This is a genomic window from Streptomyces sp. C, from assembly GCF_000158895.1.
Classification (GTDB): Bacteria; Actinomycetota; Actinomycetes; order Streptomycetales; family Streptomycetaceae; genus Streptomyces; species Streptomyces racemochromogenes.
The window spans coordinates 106,426-121,877 of record NZ_GG657752.1 but is presented as its reverse complement, the minus strand read 5'-3'; the positions used below and the strand labels follow the sequence as shown (position 1 = coordinate 121,877).

At 73.4% G+C, this 15,452-nt stretch carries 15 protein-coding genes; 6 read left to right on the top strand and 9 right to left on the bottom strand.

The genetic code is table 11. From position 1 onward, the window contains the following. Positions 1 to 41: 41 nt before the first annotated feature. Together SSNG_RS42795 and SSNG_RS36775 are read right to left on the bottom strand one after the other, a co-directional pair. Positions 42 to 191, bottom strand: a complete 150-nt coding sequence (locus tag SSNG_RS42795; RefSeq protein WP_007269072.1) for a hypothetical protein — start codon at positions 189 to 191, stop codon at positions 42 to 44. Between the two features lie 18 nt (positions 192 to 209). Further along, a complete protein-coding gene (locus tag SSNG_RS36775; RefSeq protein ID WP_007269071.1) occupies positions 210 to 1,223 on the bottom strand; it encodes a DUF2156 domain-containing protein in 1,014 nt (337 codons plus the stop codon). Positions 1,224 to 1,471: 248 nt separating this feature from the next. On the opposite strand from SSNG_RS36775, the gene SSNG_RS36770 reads away from it, so the two are divergent. From SSNG_RS36770 to serS, 6 genes are read left to right on the top strand one after another with little or no spacing between them, the layout of a single operon-like run. Next, positions 1,472 to 2,611 (top strand): acyl-CoA dehydrogenase family protein, encoded by a 1,140-nt coding sequence (locus tag SSNG_RS36770; RefSeq protein WP_007269070.1) that lies wholly within the window; start codon positions 1,472 to 1,474, stop codon positions 2,609 to 2,611. Positions 2,612 to 2,667: 56 nt separating this feature from the next. Further along, the gene (locus tag SSNG_RS36765) at positions 2,668 to 3,216 is read left to right on the top strand and encodes a hypothetical protein (protein ID WP_007269069.1); all 549 of its coding nucleotides are present in this window, start codon (positions 2,668 to 2,670) and stop codon (positions 3,214 to 3,216) included. Next, entirely contained in the window at positions 3,213 to 3,809 is a 597-nt protein-coding gene (locus tag SSNG_RS36760; RefSeq protein WP_128637674.1) for a flavin reductase family protein, read from the top strand. Before SSNG_RS36765 ends, SSNG_RS36760 begins: the two co-directional genes overlap by 4 nt. After that, positions 3,806 to 4,789: a hypothetical protein gene (locus tag SSNG_RS36755; protein WP_007269067.1), complete on the top strand. Its 984-nt coding sequence runs from the start codon at positions 3,806 to 3,808 to the stop codon at positions 4,787 to 4,789. The genes SSNG_RS36760 and SSNG_RS36755 overlap by 4 nt, the downstream gene beginning before the upstream one ends. 4 nt (positions 4,790 to 4,793) lie before the next feature. Next, a complete protein-coding gene (locus SSNG_RS36750) occupies positions 4,794 to 6,350 on the top strand; it encodes an APC family permease (RefSeq protein WP_241695346.1) in 1,557 nt (518 codons plus the stop codon). A 9-nt stretch (positions 6,351 to 6,359) separates the two neighbouring features. Further along, positions 6,360 to 7,637 (top strand): serine--tRNA ligase, encoded by a 1,278-nt coding sequence (gene serS / locus SSNG_RS36745; protein WP_007269065.1) that lies wholly within the window; start codon positions 6,360 to 6,362, stop codon positions 7,635 to 7,637. Here serS and SSNG_RS38515 read toward each other — a convergent pair. Genes SSNG_RS38515 through SSNG_RS38510 form a run of 7 tightly spaced genes read right to left on the bottom strand, consistent with a single transcriptional unit; the run spans position 7,624 to position 15,050 of the window. After that, positions 7,624 to 8,346, bottom strand: coding sequence for a 4'-phosphopantetheinyl transferase superfamily protein (locus SSNG_RS38515; protein ID WP_050780100.1), 723 nt, complete (start codon positions 8,344 to 8,346; stop codon positions 7,624 to 7,626). The genes serS and SSNG_RS38515 overlap by 14 nt on opposite strands. A 50-nt stretch (positions 8,347 to 8,396) precedes the next feature. Next, positions 8,397 to 9,461 (bottom strand): C45 family peptidase, encoded by a 1,065-nt coding sequence (locus tag SSNG_RS36735; protein WP_007269063.1) that lies wholly within the window; start codon positions 9,459 to 9,461, stop codon positions 8,397 to 8,399. Then, entirely contained in the window at positions 9,458 to 10,072 is a 615-nt protein-coding gene (locus SSNG_RS36730; protein ID WP_007269062.1) for a GNAT family N-acetyltransferase, read from the bottom strand. Before SSNG_RS36730 ends, SSNG_RS36735 begins: the two co-directional genes overlap by 4 nt. 3 nt (positions 10,073 to 10,075) lie before the next feature. Next, on the bottom strand, positions 10,076 to 10,363 hold the full coding sequence (locus SSNG_RS36725) for a hypothetical protein (protein WP_007269061.1): 288 nt from the start codon (positions 10,361 to 10,363) through the stop codon (positions 10,076 to 10,078). Then, the gene (locus SSNG_RS36720) at positions 10,356 to 12,032 is read right to left on the bottom strand and encodes an AMP-binding protein (protein WP_007269060.1); all 1,677 of its coding nucleotides are present in this window, start codon (positions 12,030 to 12,032) and stop codon (positions 10,356 to 10,358) included. The genes SSNG_RS36725 and SSNG_RS36720 overlap by 8 nt, the downstream gene beginning before the upstream one ends. After that, entirely contained in the window at positions 12,029 to 12,877 is an 849-nt protein-coding gene (locus SSNG_RS45125) for a non-ribosomal peptide synthetase (RefSeq protein WP_277752192.1), read from the bottom strand. The genes SSNG_RS36720 and SSNG_RS45125 overlap by 4 nt, the downstream gene beginning before the upstream one ends. Then, positions 12,816 to 15,050 (bottom strand): AMP-binding protein, encoded by a 2,235-nt coding sequence (locus tag SSNG_RS38510; protein ID WP_277752191.1) that lies wholly within the window; start codon positions 15,048 to 15,050, stop codon positions 12,816 to 12,818. Before SSNG_RS38510 ends, SSNG_RS45125 begins: the two co-directional genes overlap by 62 nt. Between the last annotated feature and the right edge of the window lie 402 nt (positions 15,051 to 15,452).

Sequence of the window (15,452 nt, the reverse complement as noted above, 5' to 3'; positions counted from 1 at the left end):
CCGGGCGTGCCGGCGGGGCCCTCGCGTCATCGCCTGTTCCGCTACTCCGCGGCCGCGCGCAGCAGTTCGTCCAGGCGGGCCAGGTCCGCGTCGCAGCGGCGGGCGGCCTCCAGGTCGTCGGGGGCGGCCGCGCAGGCCTGGAAGCGTTCCACGACCAGCAGGCCCTGGGTCTCGATCTCGTCGGACGGCATGGGTGTGGGACCTTCCTCTCAGACCGCGTTGCAGGCGCGGAAGACGTGGACCAGCGCGGGCAGGCTCGCGCCGTGCTGGAAGGCGATGTACTCCGGCAGCACCGCGGAGGGCGCCCACTTCTGCTTGTACTCCAGCTGCGTGCGCGCCGGGTAGATGTGCGCGCCGTGCTCCCACAGGTGCTCCATGAACCAGTGGAAGCCCCGGCTGTGGCCCGGGAACTGCGGGGCCGTCAGGGAGGTGAAGGGCGTGAAGCCGAAGTGGAGCCAGCGGGTGCCCTCGGCGGTGAACACGTCGATGGCGGCCTTGTTGAGGGCCTCCATCACCCCGGGCGGGGAGTCCGGCTGCCGGCGGCTCAGGTCGTGCATCCAGCCGGCCTGCGGGCCGTAGACGGGGGCGTACGAGACGTAGCCGATCAGCTCGCCGTCGCGGACGGCGGCGAAGAGGCGGCGCAGGTGCTGGTAGCGGCCGCCGGTCTGGCCGACGAGGAACTCCAGCGGCTTGACGCCCTCGCCCTTGGTGGAGAGCCAGGCGGTGTCGAGCGCCGCGATCCGCTCGGCGAAGTCCTCGTACTCGACCTCCTTGATCTCCAGGCCGCTGCGCAGGGCGCGGGAGATCTTGTTGCGGAGCTGCATGAACCTGGTGCCGGCCAGGGTGAAGGCCTCCAGGTCGACGGCGTACGAGGCGCCCATCTGGTTCACCGTGAAGCCCTGGTCGACGTAGACGCCGGCGTCCGCGCCCTGGAGCTGTACGGAGACGATCTCGCGGCCCTGCTCGGCGGCGAAGCGGACGAAGGCCGCCAGCAGCCGGGCCCGGGGGCCGTCGGGGCCGGCGGGGGCGAAGGGGGCGAAGGGGCCGCCGAACTGGACCAGGTAGCGGCCGACCGCGCGGTAGACGATCACCCCGGGGACGTCCGGGAGCCGGAAATGGCTGTTCCCGTCACTGAAGGCGAAATACGCACTGGGATTTCCCGCGTCCGCGTACTTCCGGATGGCGTCGAGCGCGGCATCCGTATCCAGAACCGTTCCGGTCATTTCAGATCCATTCTCGCGCCGACAACTTCCTCACTTATGGCACGCGGGGACGAGCACCACAACCCCCGAAGGACCTTCAGGTCAGCCGCAGGTCAGCGATGGGTCAGTTGAAAACGCTGGTCAGATGGGTGTCAGGCCTCAGTCAGACAGCGAGTGAAAGACTTCTCACCGCATATTCACTTTCGGATCACGGCGAATCCCCGCCGGTTCGGAAGGGAATTCCGAGACAGCCCGAGGAGAACACGGCGATGCGTTCCCTGACGACAGCGCGCGGGGTCTGCGAGCAATTCCACGCAGGCCTTCTCGACGCACTCGAAGAGCTGCCGCTCGCGGCCCGCGAGGGCGCGGACAGCCCGGTGCTGGAGCTGTACCGCAAGCACGGCGGTCCCGGGCTGCTCGTGCCGGCCGCGTACGGCGGCGCGGCCGCCGGGCCGCTGGAGGCGGTCCGGGTGCAGCGGGCGATCGCCTCGCTCTCGCCGTCCCTGGGCGTGGCCACGACCATGCACCACTTCACGGTGGCGATGCTGTTCCGGCTGGCCGAGGTCACCGGCCGGCTCACCCCCGCCCAGCTGAAGCTGATGTCCGCGGTGGCCTCGGACGGGCTGCTGCTGGCGTCGGGCTGGGCGGAGGGCCGTACCGACCAGAACATCCTGGCGCCGTCGGTCGTCGCGGAGCGCACCCCGGGCGGCTACCGGGTCAACGGCTCGAAGAAGCCGTGCAGCCTGTCCGGTTCGATGGACGTGCTGACGGCGAGCGTGCAGGTGACGGAGGAGGACGGGCGCTCCGCGCTGGCCCTGATGCTGATCCCGGCCTCCTCCCCCGGCGTCACGACCCGGCCGTTCTGGGCCACGCCGGTCCTCGCTGCCTCGCAGAGCCACGAGGTGCGGCTGACCGACGTGGAGGTGCCCGAGGACCTCGTCATCCACAGCACCCCCGAGGACGCGGACCGGCTCGACGACCTCCAGACGGCCGGGTTCACCTGGTTCGAGCTCCTCGCCACCTCCTCGTACGTCGGCGCCGCGTCCGCGCTGGTCGCACAGGTGCTGGCCGGCGGGCGGGGCAGTGCCCCGGAACGGGCGCAGCTGGCGCTGCGGCTGGACGCGGCGGTGTCCCTCGTCGAGGGCGCGGCCCGCTCCCTGGAGGACGGCACCGCGGGCGACGAGGCGGTCGCCGCGGTGCTCACCGCCCGCTACGCCACCCAGGACCTGCTCTCGCAGACCGTCGACCAGGCCGTGGAGATGCTCGGCGGGATGGCGTTCATCCGCTCCGCCGACGTGGCCTACCTGGCTTCCGCGGTGCGCGCCCTGGCCTTCCACCCGCCTTCGCGCGCCAGCGTGGCCGCGGAGCTGGCCGAGTACTTCGCCGGCGGCCCGCTGCGCCTGTCCTGACCCCCCGGCAGCTTCCCGTAGCGCGGTCCGCCCGCAGTAAGGACACGACACCCCTCATGGACATCAAGAACCCGGTCGAGTCACCGGTCACCTTCAACCTGCACCGCCTGGAGTACCTGGTCGCGTTCGCCGTGACGATCGGGTTCATCCTGTGGCACTTCACGGACATCAACTGGTTCGCGGCGATCGGCCTGTTCCTGTACATCGACCTGCTCGGCTACATCCCGGGCGCGATCGCCTACCGGCGCAGCGCGGACGGGCGGATCCACAAGGCGTACTACGTGCTCTACAACTCGATGCACAGCCTGCTCAGCGTGGCCGCCGTGGGCCTGCTGTGGATGTGGCTGATCGGGCCGGAGTGGGCGCTGCTGGCGCTGCCGTTCCACGTGTTCGGCGACCGGGGCGTCTTCGGGAACTTCCTGAAGCCGTTCGGGCTGCCCTTCGAGCCGGAGGACACGCCGCTGGTGCACCAGCTGACGGCCATGCTCAAGCGCCGTTCGGCGACCGACGGCCCGGTGCCGCTGGCGTACGAGGACCACCCGGCGACGATCGCCGCCACAGGCTCCGCCCCCGGCGCGGCCCCCGCCGTCGGGGCGCACCGGTGAGCCGCTACCCGGCCTGGCTGACGGACCGCAGCGCCTCCGCGGCCACCGCCGAGGGGTACGAGGACCCGGACGCGGCCCGGCTGGCGCTGCGCCGGCTGGCGTCGAGCGTGACCGTGCTGACCGTCAGCCGGGACGGCGTCCGGCACGGCACCACCGCCAGCGCCGTGGTCACCCTGTCGCGGGACCCGCTGGTCCTCGGCGCGTGCCTGCGCCCGACGTCCACGTTCGCGGGGATGGTCCGCCGGGCGGGCCGCTTCTCGGTGAACGTGCTCGGCTCGGCGCAGCAGGACGTGGCCCGGCGCTTCGCGAACCCCTCCCGCCCGCTCGGCGACGCCCAGTTCGACGGCTTCGACTGGACCACCGACCCGCTCACCGGCGCCCCGCTGATCGGCGGGAGCCTGGCGCACATGGCGTGCCGGGTGCTGGGCTGGCACCAGGTCGGGGACCACGACATGCTCCTCGCCGAGGTCACGGGCGGCTCGCACACCGTCGACTCCCCGATGCTCAGCTTCGCCGGCCGCATGCACAGCGCCTGCGTCACCCCCGCCGCTTCCGTGTCCGTTCCCGCTTCCCCCAGTGAGGTCGCATCATGACCACCCTTCCGCAGATCCCCGTAGAGGCCGACTGGGACCGTGCGCCCAACCTGCTCGACGGGGCGCAGGAGATGACCCTGACCGCCGAGGAGTGCGATCTGGGCTACTGGCTGTCGGCCGTCGCGCAGGGGACCCTGCGCGGGCGGGCCGAGGCCGGGCACGACGCCGCGACGCCGGCGCACATGAAGGAGGACGGGCCGCTGCGGCAGGCGCTCGTGCTGGAGCTGGGCAACCGGTCGCTGGCCGAGTCCCGGGCGGTGGACGTGCTGTCCCACTACGTGATCGGCGCGCCCGGGGTCGTGGAGCAGGAGTTCTTCACCACCCAGGTGGTCGACGAGGCCCGGCACGCGATGATCTTCCGCAAGCACCTGGTGGACCTCGGGGTGCCCGAGGCGGGGCTGCTGGGGTTCATCAAGGAGCAGGGCGCCGACTACACCCGCCGGGTGCTGAACCCGATCGCCGAGTTCGCCACGGGCGTGGTGCGCGACGAGGGCGACTTCATCGGCGCGGTCGCGGTGTTCACCATCGTCATCGAGGGGGTGCTGGCGCCCGCCGCCGAGCTCAGCGAGCGCAAGTGGACCCTCCTCGACCCGGCCGCGGCGGAGATCGCGCGCGGCGCGTCCATCGACGAGATCCGCCACCTGACGGTCGGCAGCTCGATCGTCCGCGAGCACCTGGCGCGCAACCCCTCGTACCGGCCGCGGCTGATCGAGCTGATCCGGCGCGGCCGGCGGCTGTGGGACGAGCTGCCGTCGGAGGAATTCGTGCTGGAGCGCGAGGAGCTGTTCCAGCAGGGCATGTTCGCGCACGCCGAACTGCTGAGGGACTACGAGGTTTTCCCCGGCTGCAGGCTGCTGGAGACCACGCCCAAGCAGCGCTACGACCTCGCCGAGCAGTGGACCGACGACATGGCCGAGGTGCGGCTGCCGTACATGGGCGTCCCGGAGGCCGTCGACATCATCCGCAACCACCCGAGGTGATCCGGTGACCTCCACGATCCCCGTCAGACGGGACGGCCGGGCGCCCGCCGCCTCCGCGCCCGCGCTGCGCAGGACGCTGACCACCCCCCGGATCGTCTTCCTGGTGGTCGCGGCGGCGGCCCCGATGTCCGGGGTGGTCGGCTCGGTGCCGCTCGCCTACGCCATCGGCAACGGCGCGGGGGTGCCCGCGACGTTCGCCCTGGCCGGGCTGGTCCTGCTGTGCTTCTCCGTCGGGTACGCGGCGATGAGCCGGCACGTGGTCGGCGCGGGCGGGTTCTACACGTACGTCGGGCAGGGCCTCGGGCGGCCGCCGGCCGTGGCGGCCGGACTGACGGCGGTCCTCGCGTACACGGCGGCCGTCGCCGGGGTCGCGGGGGCGTTCGGGTACTTCGCCGAGCTGGTGTCCGCCGCCCACGGCCTGCCGGTGCCGTGGCCGGTGTGGACGGGCGGGGCGCTGGCCCTGACGGCGGTGATGGGCTACCGGCGGATCGACCTGAGCGCCCGGCTGCTGGCGGTGCTGATGGTCGCCGAGGTGGCGGTGCTGGGGCTGCTGGCGCTGGCCATCGGGGTGCGGCACGGGACGGACACCCTGCCCGTGGCCGCGTTCCGGCCGGAGACGGTCCTCGCGCCGGGGCTCGGGGTGGCGCTGATGTTCGCGCTGATCTCGTACGTGGGCTTCGAGGCGGCCGCGCTGTACGGCGAGGAGAGCCGCGACCCGAAGCGCAGCGTGCCCGTCGCCACGTACGCCTCCGTCGTGCTGATCACCGTCTTCTTCGCGCTGATGAGCTGGGCGGCGGTCGGGGCGGTCGGCGCGGACCGGGTCGCGGAGACCGCCGGGAGGGAGCTGGGCGACCTGTTCTTCCACCTGTCGGACGACTACCTGGGCACCTTCGCGACGGGCGTGATGCAGGTGCTGCTGTGCACCAGCCTGTTCGGGGCGCTGCTCGGGCTGCACACCGCAGCGAACCGGTACCTGTTCGTCCTGGGCCGGGAGCGGGTGCTGCCCGGCTCGCTGGCCCGGGTGCATCCCCGGCACGGCTCGCCGCACCGGGCGAGCGCGGTGCTGTCGGTGGCCACGGCCGCCGTGTGCGGGGTGTTCGCGCTGGCGGGGGCACATCCGTACACCAACCTGGCCACCACGATGCTGGCGCTGGGCACGGTCGGGATCGTCGCCCTCCAGGCGGCGGTGGCCGTGGCCGTGCCGGTCTTCTTCCGCGGGCGTCCCGAGGCGCACTGGTGGCGGACCCGGCTGGCGCCGGTACTGGCCCTGGCCGGGCTGGTGGGGGCGCTCTGGCTGCTGCTGGACAACTTCGCGCTGGTCACCGGGAGCGCCTCGCCCTGGGTGAACCGGATCCCGTGGCTGGTGGCCGGCGCCGCCCTCGGCGGACTCGGGCGCGCCCTGTGGCTGCGGTCCCGCTCGCCGGAGTGGTACCGGGCCCTCGCCACGGTCGCCACGACCGCCACGGTCGCCGCGACCCCCACCGTCGCCGCGACCCCTACCGTCGCCGCGCACGCCGCTGCAGCCCCGCACGCCACCGCGCACGTCACCGACGAGGACTGAGGAGCCGTCATGCACGACCCGCACAGCCTGCTCCAGGAGGCGTCCGGGGCCGGCCTGGCCCGCCGCGGACACGTCCTGGACCGGGCCGCCCTGCGCGACCTGACCGAACAGCGCGCCCGGCTCATCGCCGAGCGGGACAAACTGCGGGCCGAGCAGAACCGCTCCGCGAAGGGGGGCGTCCGGCCCGACGACGCGGCGCGGGCCCGGACGGCCGCGGCCAAGGAGCGGCTGCGGTCGGTGTCGGAGGAGCTCCGGGAGGCGGAGGAGGGGCTCGCCGCGCTGCTGCTGGCCGTGCCCAACCTGCCCCACCCGGACGTGCCCGACGGGACCGAGCAGGACCCGCCGGTGGTGCGGCGGACCTGGGGCGAGGTCCCCGGGTTCGAGTTCACCCCGCGCGACCACGTGGACATCGGGACCCGGCTGGGGATCCTGGACCAGGTGCGCGCCGCCAGGCTGTCGGGGTCCCGGTTCGCCGTGACCCGGGGGGCGGGGGCCCGGCTGGAGCGGGCCCTGGCCGCGTTCCTGCTGGACCTGCACACCACCGAGCACGGGTACACCGAGCACGGGGTGCCGCACCTGGTGACCCGGGAGACGATGACGGGTACCGGGCAGCTGCCGAAGTTCGAGGACGACCTGTTCCTGACGGGTGCCGCCGACCGGGACCTGCTGCTGATCCCGACGGCCGAGGTGCCGCTGGTGAACCTGTACCGGGGGGAGACCCTGCGGGAGGACGGGCTGCCGCTGGCGCTGACCGCGTGCACTCCCTGCTACCGGGCGGAGGCCGGCTCGTACGGCCGGGACACGCGGGGGCTGGTGCGGCTGCACCAGTTCGAGAAGGTGGAGCTGGTGCGGATCTGCCGGCCGGAGGACGCCGCGGCGGAGCTGGAGCTGCTGACCGGGCACGCGGAGGCGGCGCTGCGGCGGCTGGGGCTGGCGCACCGGGTGGTGGAACTGCGGGCCGGGGACCTCGGGTTCGCGGCGCGGCGCACCTACGACATCGAGGTGTGGCTGCCGGGGCAGGGCACGTACCGCGAGATCTCCTCGTGCTCCGACTGCGGGGACTTCCAGGGGCGCCGGGCCGGCATCAAGGTCCGCGACCGGGACGGGCGCAAGCGGTTCGCGGCGACGCTGAACGGTTCTGCGCTGCCGGTGGGGCGGACGCTGGTGGCGGTGCTGGAGCAGTACCAGCGCGCGGACGGCTCGGTGGCCGTGCCGCCCGCGCTGGTTCCGTACACCGGCTTCTCGGCGATCGCCCCCGACGGTTCGCCGGTGGTCAGCGCGGAGTGAGCCCCGAGGGGGCCGGAGCCGGTGGCCGTACGGGGTCGCCGGTCCGGTCCGGCCAGGTCAGGACGGTGACCGGGGGCAGTTCCCGGGAGACGAACGCGGTCATCGCCCACGGGCAGTCCTGCCGGGTCGGCTGGAGCGCGGTGTGGCCGTGCCAGGGCAGTGCGCCGTGGCCGGTGATGCCGCGCAGGCCGACGGAGCCGTCCGGGCCGAAGGCCAGGTCGACTTCGCGGGCGCCGTCGGTCAGGCCGCGCCCGGTCGCCTTGACGGCGGCCTCCAGCAGGGTCCAGGCGTGGAAGAAGGTCTCGGGGCCGACCCCGTCCGGGACCCCCGGGTAGATGAAGGTGAGCACGTCGAGGCTGCTGGAGGCCGGGCGGACCAGTTCGACGTCCACCCCGATGGGCCCGGTCTCGGTGGCGCCGAGCAGGAGCAGCCCGTCGGAGCGGGACCAGCTGACGTGGGTACCGGGCTGGTCGGGCAGGTAGGGCTTGCCGGCGGGGTCGTAGTGGATGCGCAGGTCGTGCGCGTCGAGGCCGAGGCGTTCGGCCAGCAGGCGGCGGACGGTGAGCCGGGCGCGGTAGAAGCGGTGGGCGGCGCGCGCGTGGACGAACTCGGCGCCGCGCCGCAGTTCGTCCTCGGTGAGGCCCTCGGGATAGCGCGGGGTGATCTCGGTGGGGGCGACCTGGTCGAGGTCGACCAGCCATGCGTCCATCATTCTCCTTTCTCGGACACATCCCTGGCCCTGGGCCCTGGGCCCGGGGGCTACAGGGTGAACACCCTCGTGCGGGAGCGCGCGGGGTCGCCCGGCCTCAGGTGGAGCCGCCCGGCCGCCGGGAGCAGCACGGCCGCTGCGACCGTGCGTTCGGCCCGGATGTCTCCCCGGTCGGGGACCCGTACGGGGGGCCGTGCGAGCAGCTCGAAGTGGTCCTCGGCGTCGGCGTCGCCGGGGAGGGCGGCGATCCCGTCGCGGGCGGCGGCGAGGCGGCGGCGCGAGGAGTTGCGGGCGAAGACGTTCAGCTCGTCGGCGGGGGCGAAGTCCGGGTGGAGGTAGTGGTTGGTGTGGGCGAGGGCGCCGGGGGCGGCCTCGGTGACGCGCAGGTCGCCGTCGAGGTGTTCGGCGTACAGGACCCGCTCGTGGTCGCAGAGCATGAGGGAGCGGGAGCTGGACAGCGGCAGGTCGGCGAGGACCTTCAGGGCCTGTTCGGCGGTGGCGGCCGTGTCGAGGAGGTGGCGGACGGCCAGGTACGGGGGGACGCCGGGGCGCCAGGCGCCGCCGAGGACCAGGTTGATGCCGACGGCGAGGCCGTCGCTGTTGACGCCGAGGTAGCCGAGGAGTCCGGCGAAGCTGAGCACGAGGGAGCGGCGGGCGGAGCCGGCCCGGGTGGTCTCCAGGACGGCGATGTGGGTGTCGAGGTTGCCGCTGAGGTCGACGGTCTGGGCGAGGACGGGCTCGGTGCCGGGGCCGGTACGGGCGTACGTGGTGCAGTCGCCGCCGGTCCGGATCTTCGAGTAGCCGGTGAGTTCGCGGCGCAGCTGGAGCAGCCAGGCCTCGTCCTCGCTGATCCGGGCCCCGTCGGCGAGGCCGGCGACTTCCTCGGCGAGGTCGGGCAGGGCCGCCTCGACCGCGTCGCGGTGGGCGGCGATCGAGGGCAGCAGGGCGGGCAGGGTGGGGGGCCGGTCGACGAGGTGGCCCAGGCGGGCGAGGCCGTCGTCGAGGAAGGCCCGCAGGGGCGCGGCCAGGGCGGTGCCGTGGGCGCGGCCGATGTCCCAGGGGGTGCCGGACGCCCGTATGTGGGCGATGCCGGGGTCGGCGGTGTCCTCGCTCATGCCGGTACGGCCTTCTTGGGGCCGTGCGCGAGGAGGGCGCGGACGGCGGGCCATTCGGAGCGCAGGACGCTGTAGTAGACGGCGTCGCGGCGGCGGCCGCCGGGCATGTAGTTGAAGCTGCGCAGGACGCCTTCCTCGGTGGCGCCGATGTTGGCGAGGCCGCGCCGGGCCTGGAGGTTGAGGACGTCGGTCTTGAACTCGGCGCGTTCGGCGCCGAGCACCTCGAAGGCGTGCTCCAGCAGGAGGGCCTTGGCCCAGTGGTTGACGCCGCGGCCGCGGAACTCGCGGCCGAGCCAGGACCAGCCGATCTCCAGGCGCCGGTCGGCCTCGGCCATGTTGCCGAAGCTCATGCTGCCGGCGGTGCGGCCGCTCGCCTTGTCGGTGATGGTCCACACGGCACGGCGGCCGGCGGCGTGGTCGGCGAGGTTGGCGTCGAAGAAGGCCTCGAAGTCGGCGTCGGTGTCGACGGCGGCGACGAAGTAGCGCCAGATGTCGGGGTCCATGGCCACCGCCCGGACGCCCTCGCGGTCGGCCTCGGTGATCGGGGTGAGGCGGACCCGGTGGTTCTCCAGGACGGCGGCGGTGTGCTCGGTCCAGCTGAGGGCGCTCATGGTTCAGGCTCCGGTGGTGGCGTGGTGGTGGCGGGCGAGGGCTTCGGTGACGTCGCCCAGGGTCTTCATGTCGGCGAGGTCGTGTTCGGTGAAGTGGGCGAGGTCGACGCCGGTCTCCTCGCAGACCTCGGTGAGGAAGAGGACCTTGTTGAGGGAGGTCAGGCCGTAGGCGGCGACCATGTCGGCGCCGGGGTCTATGGCCTCCGGCTCGACCTCGGGGACCAGGACGAGGGAGAGCTGGTCGCGGGCCGCGGCCTCGATCGCCGCGCGGGTGTCGGTCGTGTCAGGCATGGATTCCGGCCTCCTGGGTGTGCAGCGGTGAGTGGTAGGCGGCCCGGATGTCGGGCCGCTTCGGCTTGTACTGGGAGGTCAGCAGGCCGCCCTCGATGCTGAACGGCGGATCGGCGACGAGGACGCGGCTGATCCGCTCGTCGGGGGCGGTGGCGGCGTTGACGGCGGCGAGGCGGGCGGCGATGGCCCGGTGGTCGGCGGGCTGGGCGGCCGGGGAGACGACGGCGACGAGGTCGGTCTGGGTGGGGCTGAACAGGACGCATTCGGCGATGGCCGGGTCGGCCCGCATGAGTTCCTCGATGGGTCGGACGATGACCTTCTTGCCGTTGTCGAGGACGATGACGTCGTCGGCGCGGCCGTGGACGTAGAGGAAGCCGTCCTCGTCGAGGTGGCCGAGGTCGCCGGTGCGGACGGTCCCGTCGGGCGAGAAGACCTTCTCGGAGTCGCCGGGACGGGCGTACGCGTAGTGGTTGTTGACGGGGTGGGTGCTGCGGACGCTGATGACGCCGTCGGCGCCGATCAGCACCTCCTTGCCGCGGACGGCCCGCCCGACACTGCCCTCGCGGTGGGCGCCGGGGTGGTTCTTGGTGACGATGCAGGTCTCGTTGAGGCCGTAGCCCTCGTAGAGCGGCAGGCCGGCGGTGTCGTTGAAGAAGCGCAGTACGGCGGGCGAGGCGGGGGCGGAGCCGGTCCACAGGTAGCGGATCCGGTCCCCGAAGAGGGTCCGGGCGGCCTCGGCGGGCGTTCGGCCGGGGGTGCGGCGCAGGCGGGCGCCGATCTGGCGGCGGGCGCTCTCGTAGAAGGCGGGGACGCCCATGACGACGGTGGGGCGGACGCGGCGCAGGGTGGCGAAGGCGGCCTCGTAGGTGGTGATGGTGACGTCGTGGCCGTGGAGGAGGGCGGAGTACACCCAGTAGCGCTGCTGGAGGAGGGAGAGGGGCAGGAAGACGAAGAGGTTGTCGCCGGGGCCGTGTTCGAAGATCTCCTGGACGGCGCGGAGGGAGCTGTCGATGCTGCCGGCGGTGGCGCCGAGGCCCTTGGGGATCCCGGTGCTGCCGGAGGTGAACTTGATGGTGGTGACGTCCTCGGCGGCCCAGGTGACGGGCGGCAGGGGGCCGTCGCCGGGGGCGTCGCCGGGGCCGGCGAGCTCCCAGAGGCCGGTCATGGGGAGGGTGTCGGGGACGCCGGCGGTGTCCTGGTCGGTGAACAGGAGGTGGAGGCCGTAGCGGTCGGCGAGTTCGGTGGACGGGGTGAACTTGCCGGGCTCCAGGCCGGCGGTCTGCGCGCCGAGGCGCAGGGCGGCGAGGTCGAGCAGGACCCATTCGAGGCTGTTGGCGGCGAGGACGCCGATGCGGTCGCCGGGGCCGATGCCGTGGTGCTCGCGCAGGTGGTGGGCGAGGCGGGCGGCGCGGGCCGTCAGCTCGCGCAGGGGGATGGTGCGGGTGCCTTCCAGGCGGGCCACGTGGAGGTTGCCGCCGGTCGGCTCCGCCGAGGTGAGGCGGCGGATCGTGTCGGGGACGGTCGTGTGCCGGCTGCCGGCCGGTGGGGGCTGGTCGCGCAGTTCCCCGCGCCCCTGGGTTGGCGACGTCGTGTGTCGGCTGCCCGTCGGCTGTGGCTGGGCGCGCAGTTCCCCGCGCCCCTCGCGTTCGGCGCGCTCCTGCGCCGTCATCGGTCGGCCGCCGGCATGAGGGTGGTGGCCATGGCTCGGACCGTGTCCAGTTCGGAGAACTGGTCGAGGGTGATGGTGACGCCGAAGCGCTTGCGGGCGGCGGTGAGGATGCGGGCGGCCGCGATGGAGTCGCCGCCGAGGGAGGCGAGGGTGTCGAGGGCGCCGATGTCGGGGCGGCGCAGGACGGTGGACCAGATGTCGCAGAGGATCTTCTCGGCCTGGGTGGCGGGGGCGTTGCCGCCGGTCTCCCGCGCCGCGCCCTCCTCGGCGCCGAGCGCGGCCAGCCGCGTACGGTCCACCTTGCCGTTGCGGGTCAGCGGGAGCTCCTCGTGCCAGAGGACGGCCGCCGGGAGCATGTAGTCGGGCAGGTCGGCGCGCAGGGCCTGGCGGAGTTCGGTCAGGGGCGGGCGGTGGCCGCCGGAGGGGACGAGGTGGGCGATGAGCCGGTTGCCCTGGGCGGCGACGACGGCTCGGGAGACCTCGGCGAGGGCGGCGAGGCGGGTCTCGACCTCGCCGGCCTCGATCCGGTAGCCGTTGATCTTGATCTGGAAGTCGGTGCGGCCGAGGATCTGGATGCTGCCGTCGGGCAGGTAGCGGCCGAGGTCGCCGGTGCGGTACATGCGTTCGCCGCGCCCGGGGTCCTCGTAGAACCGTTCGGCGGTGCGCTGTTCGTCGCCCCAGTAGCCGCGGGCCAGTCCGGTGCCGGCGGCGGTGATCTCGCCGGTGACCCAGTCGGGGGCGTCGAGGCCGTCGCGGTCCAGCACGTAGGCGCGGTTGTTGGCGTTAGGGCGGCCGTACGGGATGGACTCGGTGCCGTCCTCGTCCTCGCCGACGGGGTGGAGGATGTTCCAGATCGTGGTCTCGGTGGGGCCGCCGAGGGAGACGACCTCCAGGCCGGGGATCGTGCAAGCGCAGCTGGGCGGGCAGGGCGGGCGGGAGCCGGTCGCCGCTCATCATGACGAGCCGCAGCCCGGGCGGTACGTCGCCGTCGGCGCGGGCCTGGTCGTGGAGCAGGCCGACGATGGCGGGGACGGAGTTCCAGACGCTGACCTGGTAGAGCCAGCACAGCTCCAGCCAGTGGGCGGGGTCGGCGGCCCGGTCGTGGTCGGGCATGACCAGGGCGGCGCCGGCCGACAGGGCGCCGAAGACGTCCCACACGGACAGGTCGAAGTTGAAGGCGCTGACGGCCATGAACCGGTCCTCGGCGGTGATCCCGAAGCGGTCCCGGCAGTCGGCGACGACGTTGGCGACGTTGCGGTGGGTGACCATGACGCCCTTGGGGGCGCCGGTGGTGCCGGAGGTGTAGAGGACGTACGCGAGGTCGTCGAGCCCGGATCCGGGGAGCCGGTCGGGGAGTTCGGCGCGGCCGGAGCAGGGCCGGGTGAGGTCGAAGGCGGCCATGGAGCCGGTGGAGGTCCAGCCGGTGTTGGTCAGGACGCAGCGCACCCGCCCGTCGGTGAGCATGTACTCCTGCCGGGCGGTGGGCAGGCCGGCGTCCACGGGCAGGTAGGCGGCCCCGGCGAGGACGGTGGCGAGGATGCCGACGATCTGCTCGGGTCCGCGCCGCATGACGAGGCCGACGAGTTCGCCGCGGCCGACGCCCTGTTCGCGCAGCCAGGTCGCGGCGGTGGCGGCGCGGTGCAGGAGTTCGCCGTAGCTGACGGTGCGGTCCGCGGTGAGGATCGCGGGGGCGGCGGGGGTGCGGGCGGCCTGGGCGGCGAAGGCGTCGCCGAGCATCTCCTCGGGGAGTTCGACGGCGGTGTCGTTGGCGGCGGCGCGGCGGGCGCGCTGGGCGGGCGGCAGCAGGTCGAAGGAGTGGTGCTGCCAGGCAGCGTCCTCGTCGGCGAGGAGGCGGAGCAGGGTCCGGTAGCCGTGGGCGAGGTCGTCGAGGAGGCCTTCGCAGAAGAGTTCGTCGATGCCGTCGAGCTGGACGACGAGTTCGCCGTGCTGCTCCATCGCGAAGGCGTTGAGCCATACCTGGGGGGTCTGGCTGACGGAGAAGACCTCCTTGCCGAAGAGTTCCAGGGCGGAGCCGTCGACCTCGCTGCTGACGTGGCCGATGGCGCTGTTGAAGGTGTACGGCATGCGGGCCGCGGCGATGCCGCCGCGCCGGCGGGCCAGTTCCTTGAGGACCTCGATGCCGGAGAAGTGCCGGTGGTCGATGTCGGTGTGCAGGCGGGTCTGGAGGGCCTGGGCGCGGGCGGCGAAGGGCAGGGAGCGGTCGATCTCGGCCTCGACGAGGAGGGTGTCGGAGAACTGGCCGATGGCCTCGAAGACGCGCGGGTGGACGGGCGGGCGGTTGGCGACGGTGGTGGTGAGGGTGAAGCGTTCGCCGGCGCCCCAGGTGGCGAGGGTTTCCGCGTAGGCGGCGAGGAGCAGCGCGGAGGGGGTGAGGCCGCGTCCGGCGGCGCGTTCCTTCAGGGCGGTCCAGGCGGTGGGGTCGAGGCGCACCTCGCGCTGGGTGAAGCGGGTGCCGGACAGGGCGGCGGGGCTGGTGCGCAGGGGCAGGTCGGGGTGGGGGGCGAGGTCGTCGGCGCGGGCCGTCCAGTAGTCGCGGGAGCGGCGGGCGGGGGCGCGGTCGCGGGCGGCCTCCAGGGCGGCGAGGTAGTCCTCGTAGGGGAGTTCCTCGTGCACTTCGGCGGTGGGGTTCTGGTAGGCGTGCCACCAGGCGCGGAAGAACAGGAACATGCTGATCCCGTCCATGACGAGCCCGTCGTGGCCGACGTGGAGGACCGTCTTGTCGTCGTCGAGGATGGTGGCGTCGACGGTGAGCAGGGGGGCCTGGTCGGCGGGCAGCACCTGGTGGGAGCGCATCTCGCGGAGTTCGGTGCGGATCAGTTCCTGCTGGCGGGGGCTGTGGGCGCGCAGGTCGAGGACGCCGATGCGCGGGGAGGCGGCTTCGCCGTGTTCGGTGGCCTGGCGTTCGTCGGAGAGGAAGCGGGAGCGCAGGGCGCTGTGGGCGGCGACGACGGTGTCGAGGGAGCTCTGGAGCCGGTCGAGGTCCCAGTCGCCCTCGATCTCGTGGAAGACGTGGCTGGAGACGTCGCCGATCTAAAAAGACGCCGCTGCGGCCCACGTAGTAGCTGCGCTGGAGGGGGGTGAGGGGGAAGCCGGGACCGTGTTCGGCCTCGCGGGCGAGGTGGGCGACGAGGGCGGGCTTGGCGGCCTTGACGCGGGAGATGAACTCGGCGTCCATCCGTTCGCGGTTGCCCTGGAGGCGCAGGTCGCCGTCGGCGAGGGCGACGGACAGTCCGCGGTCGGCTATCTCGCGCAGGATCTGGCGGGTGTTCATCGGGCGTCCCCCGAGGTCAGGGCGGCGACGGCGGAGGACTCGGCGCGCTCGGCGATGACGGCGGCGAGTTCGGCGAGAGAGCCGCCGTGCAGGAGTTTGCCCCCATAGGTCGACGTCGAGTGCGTCGA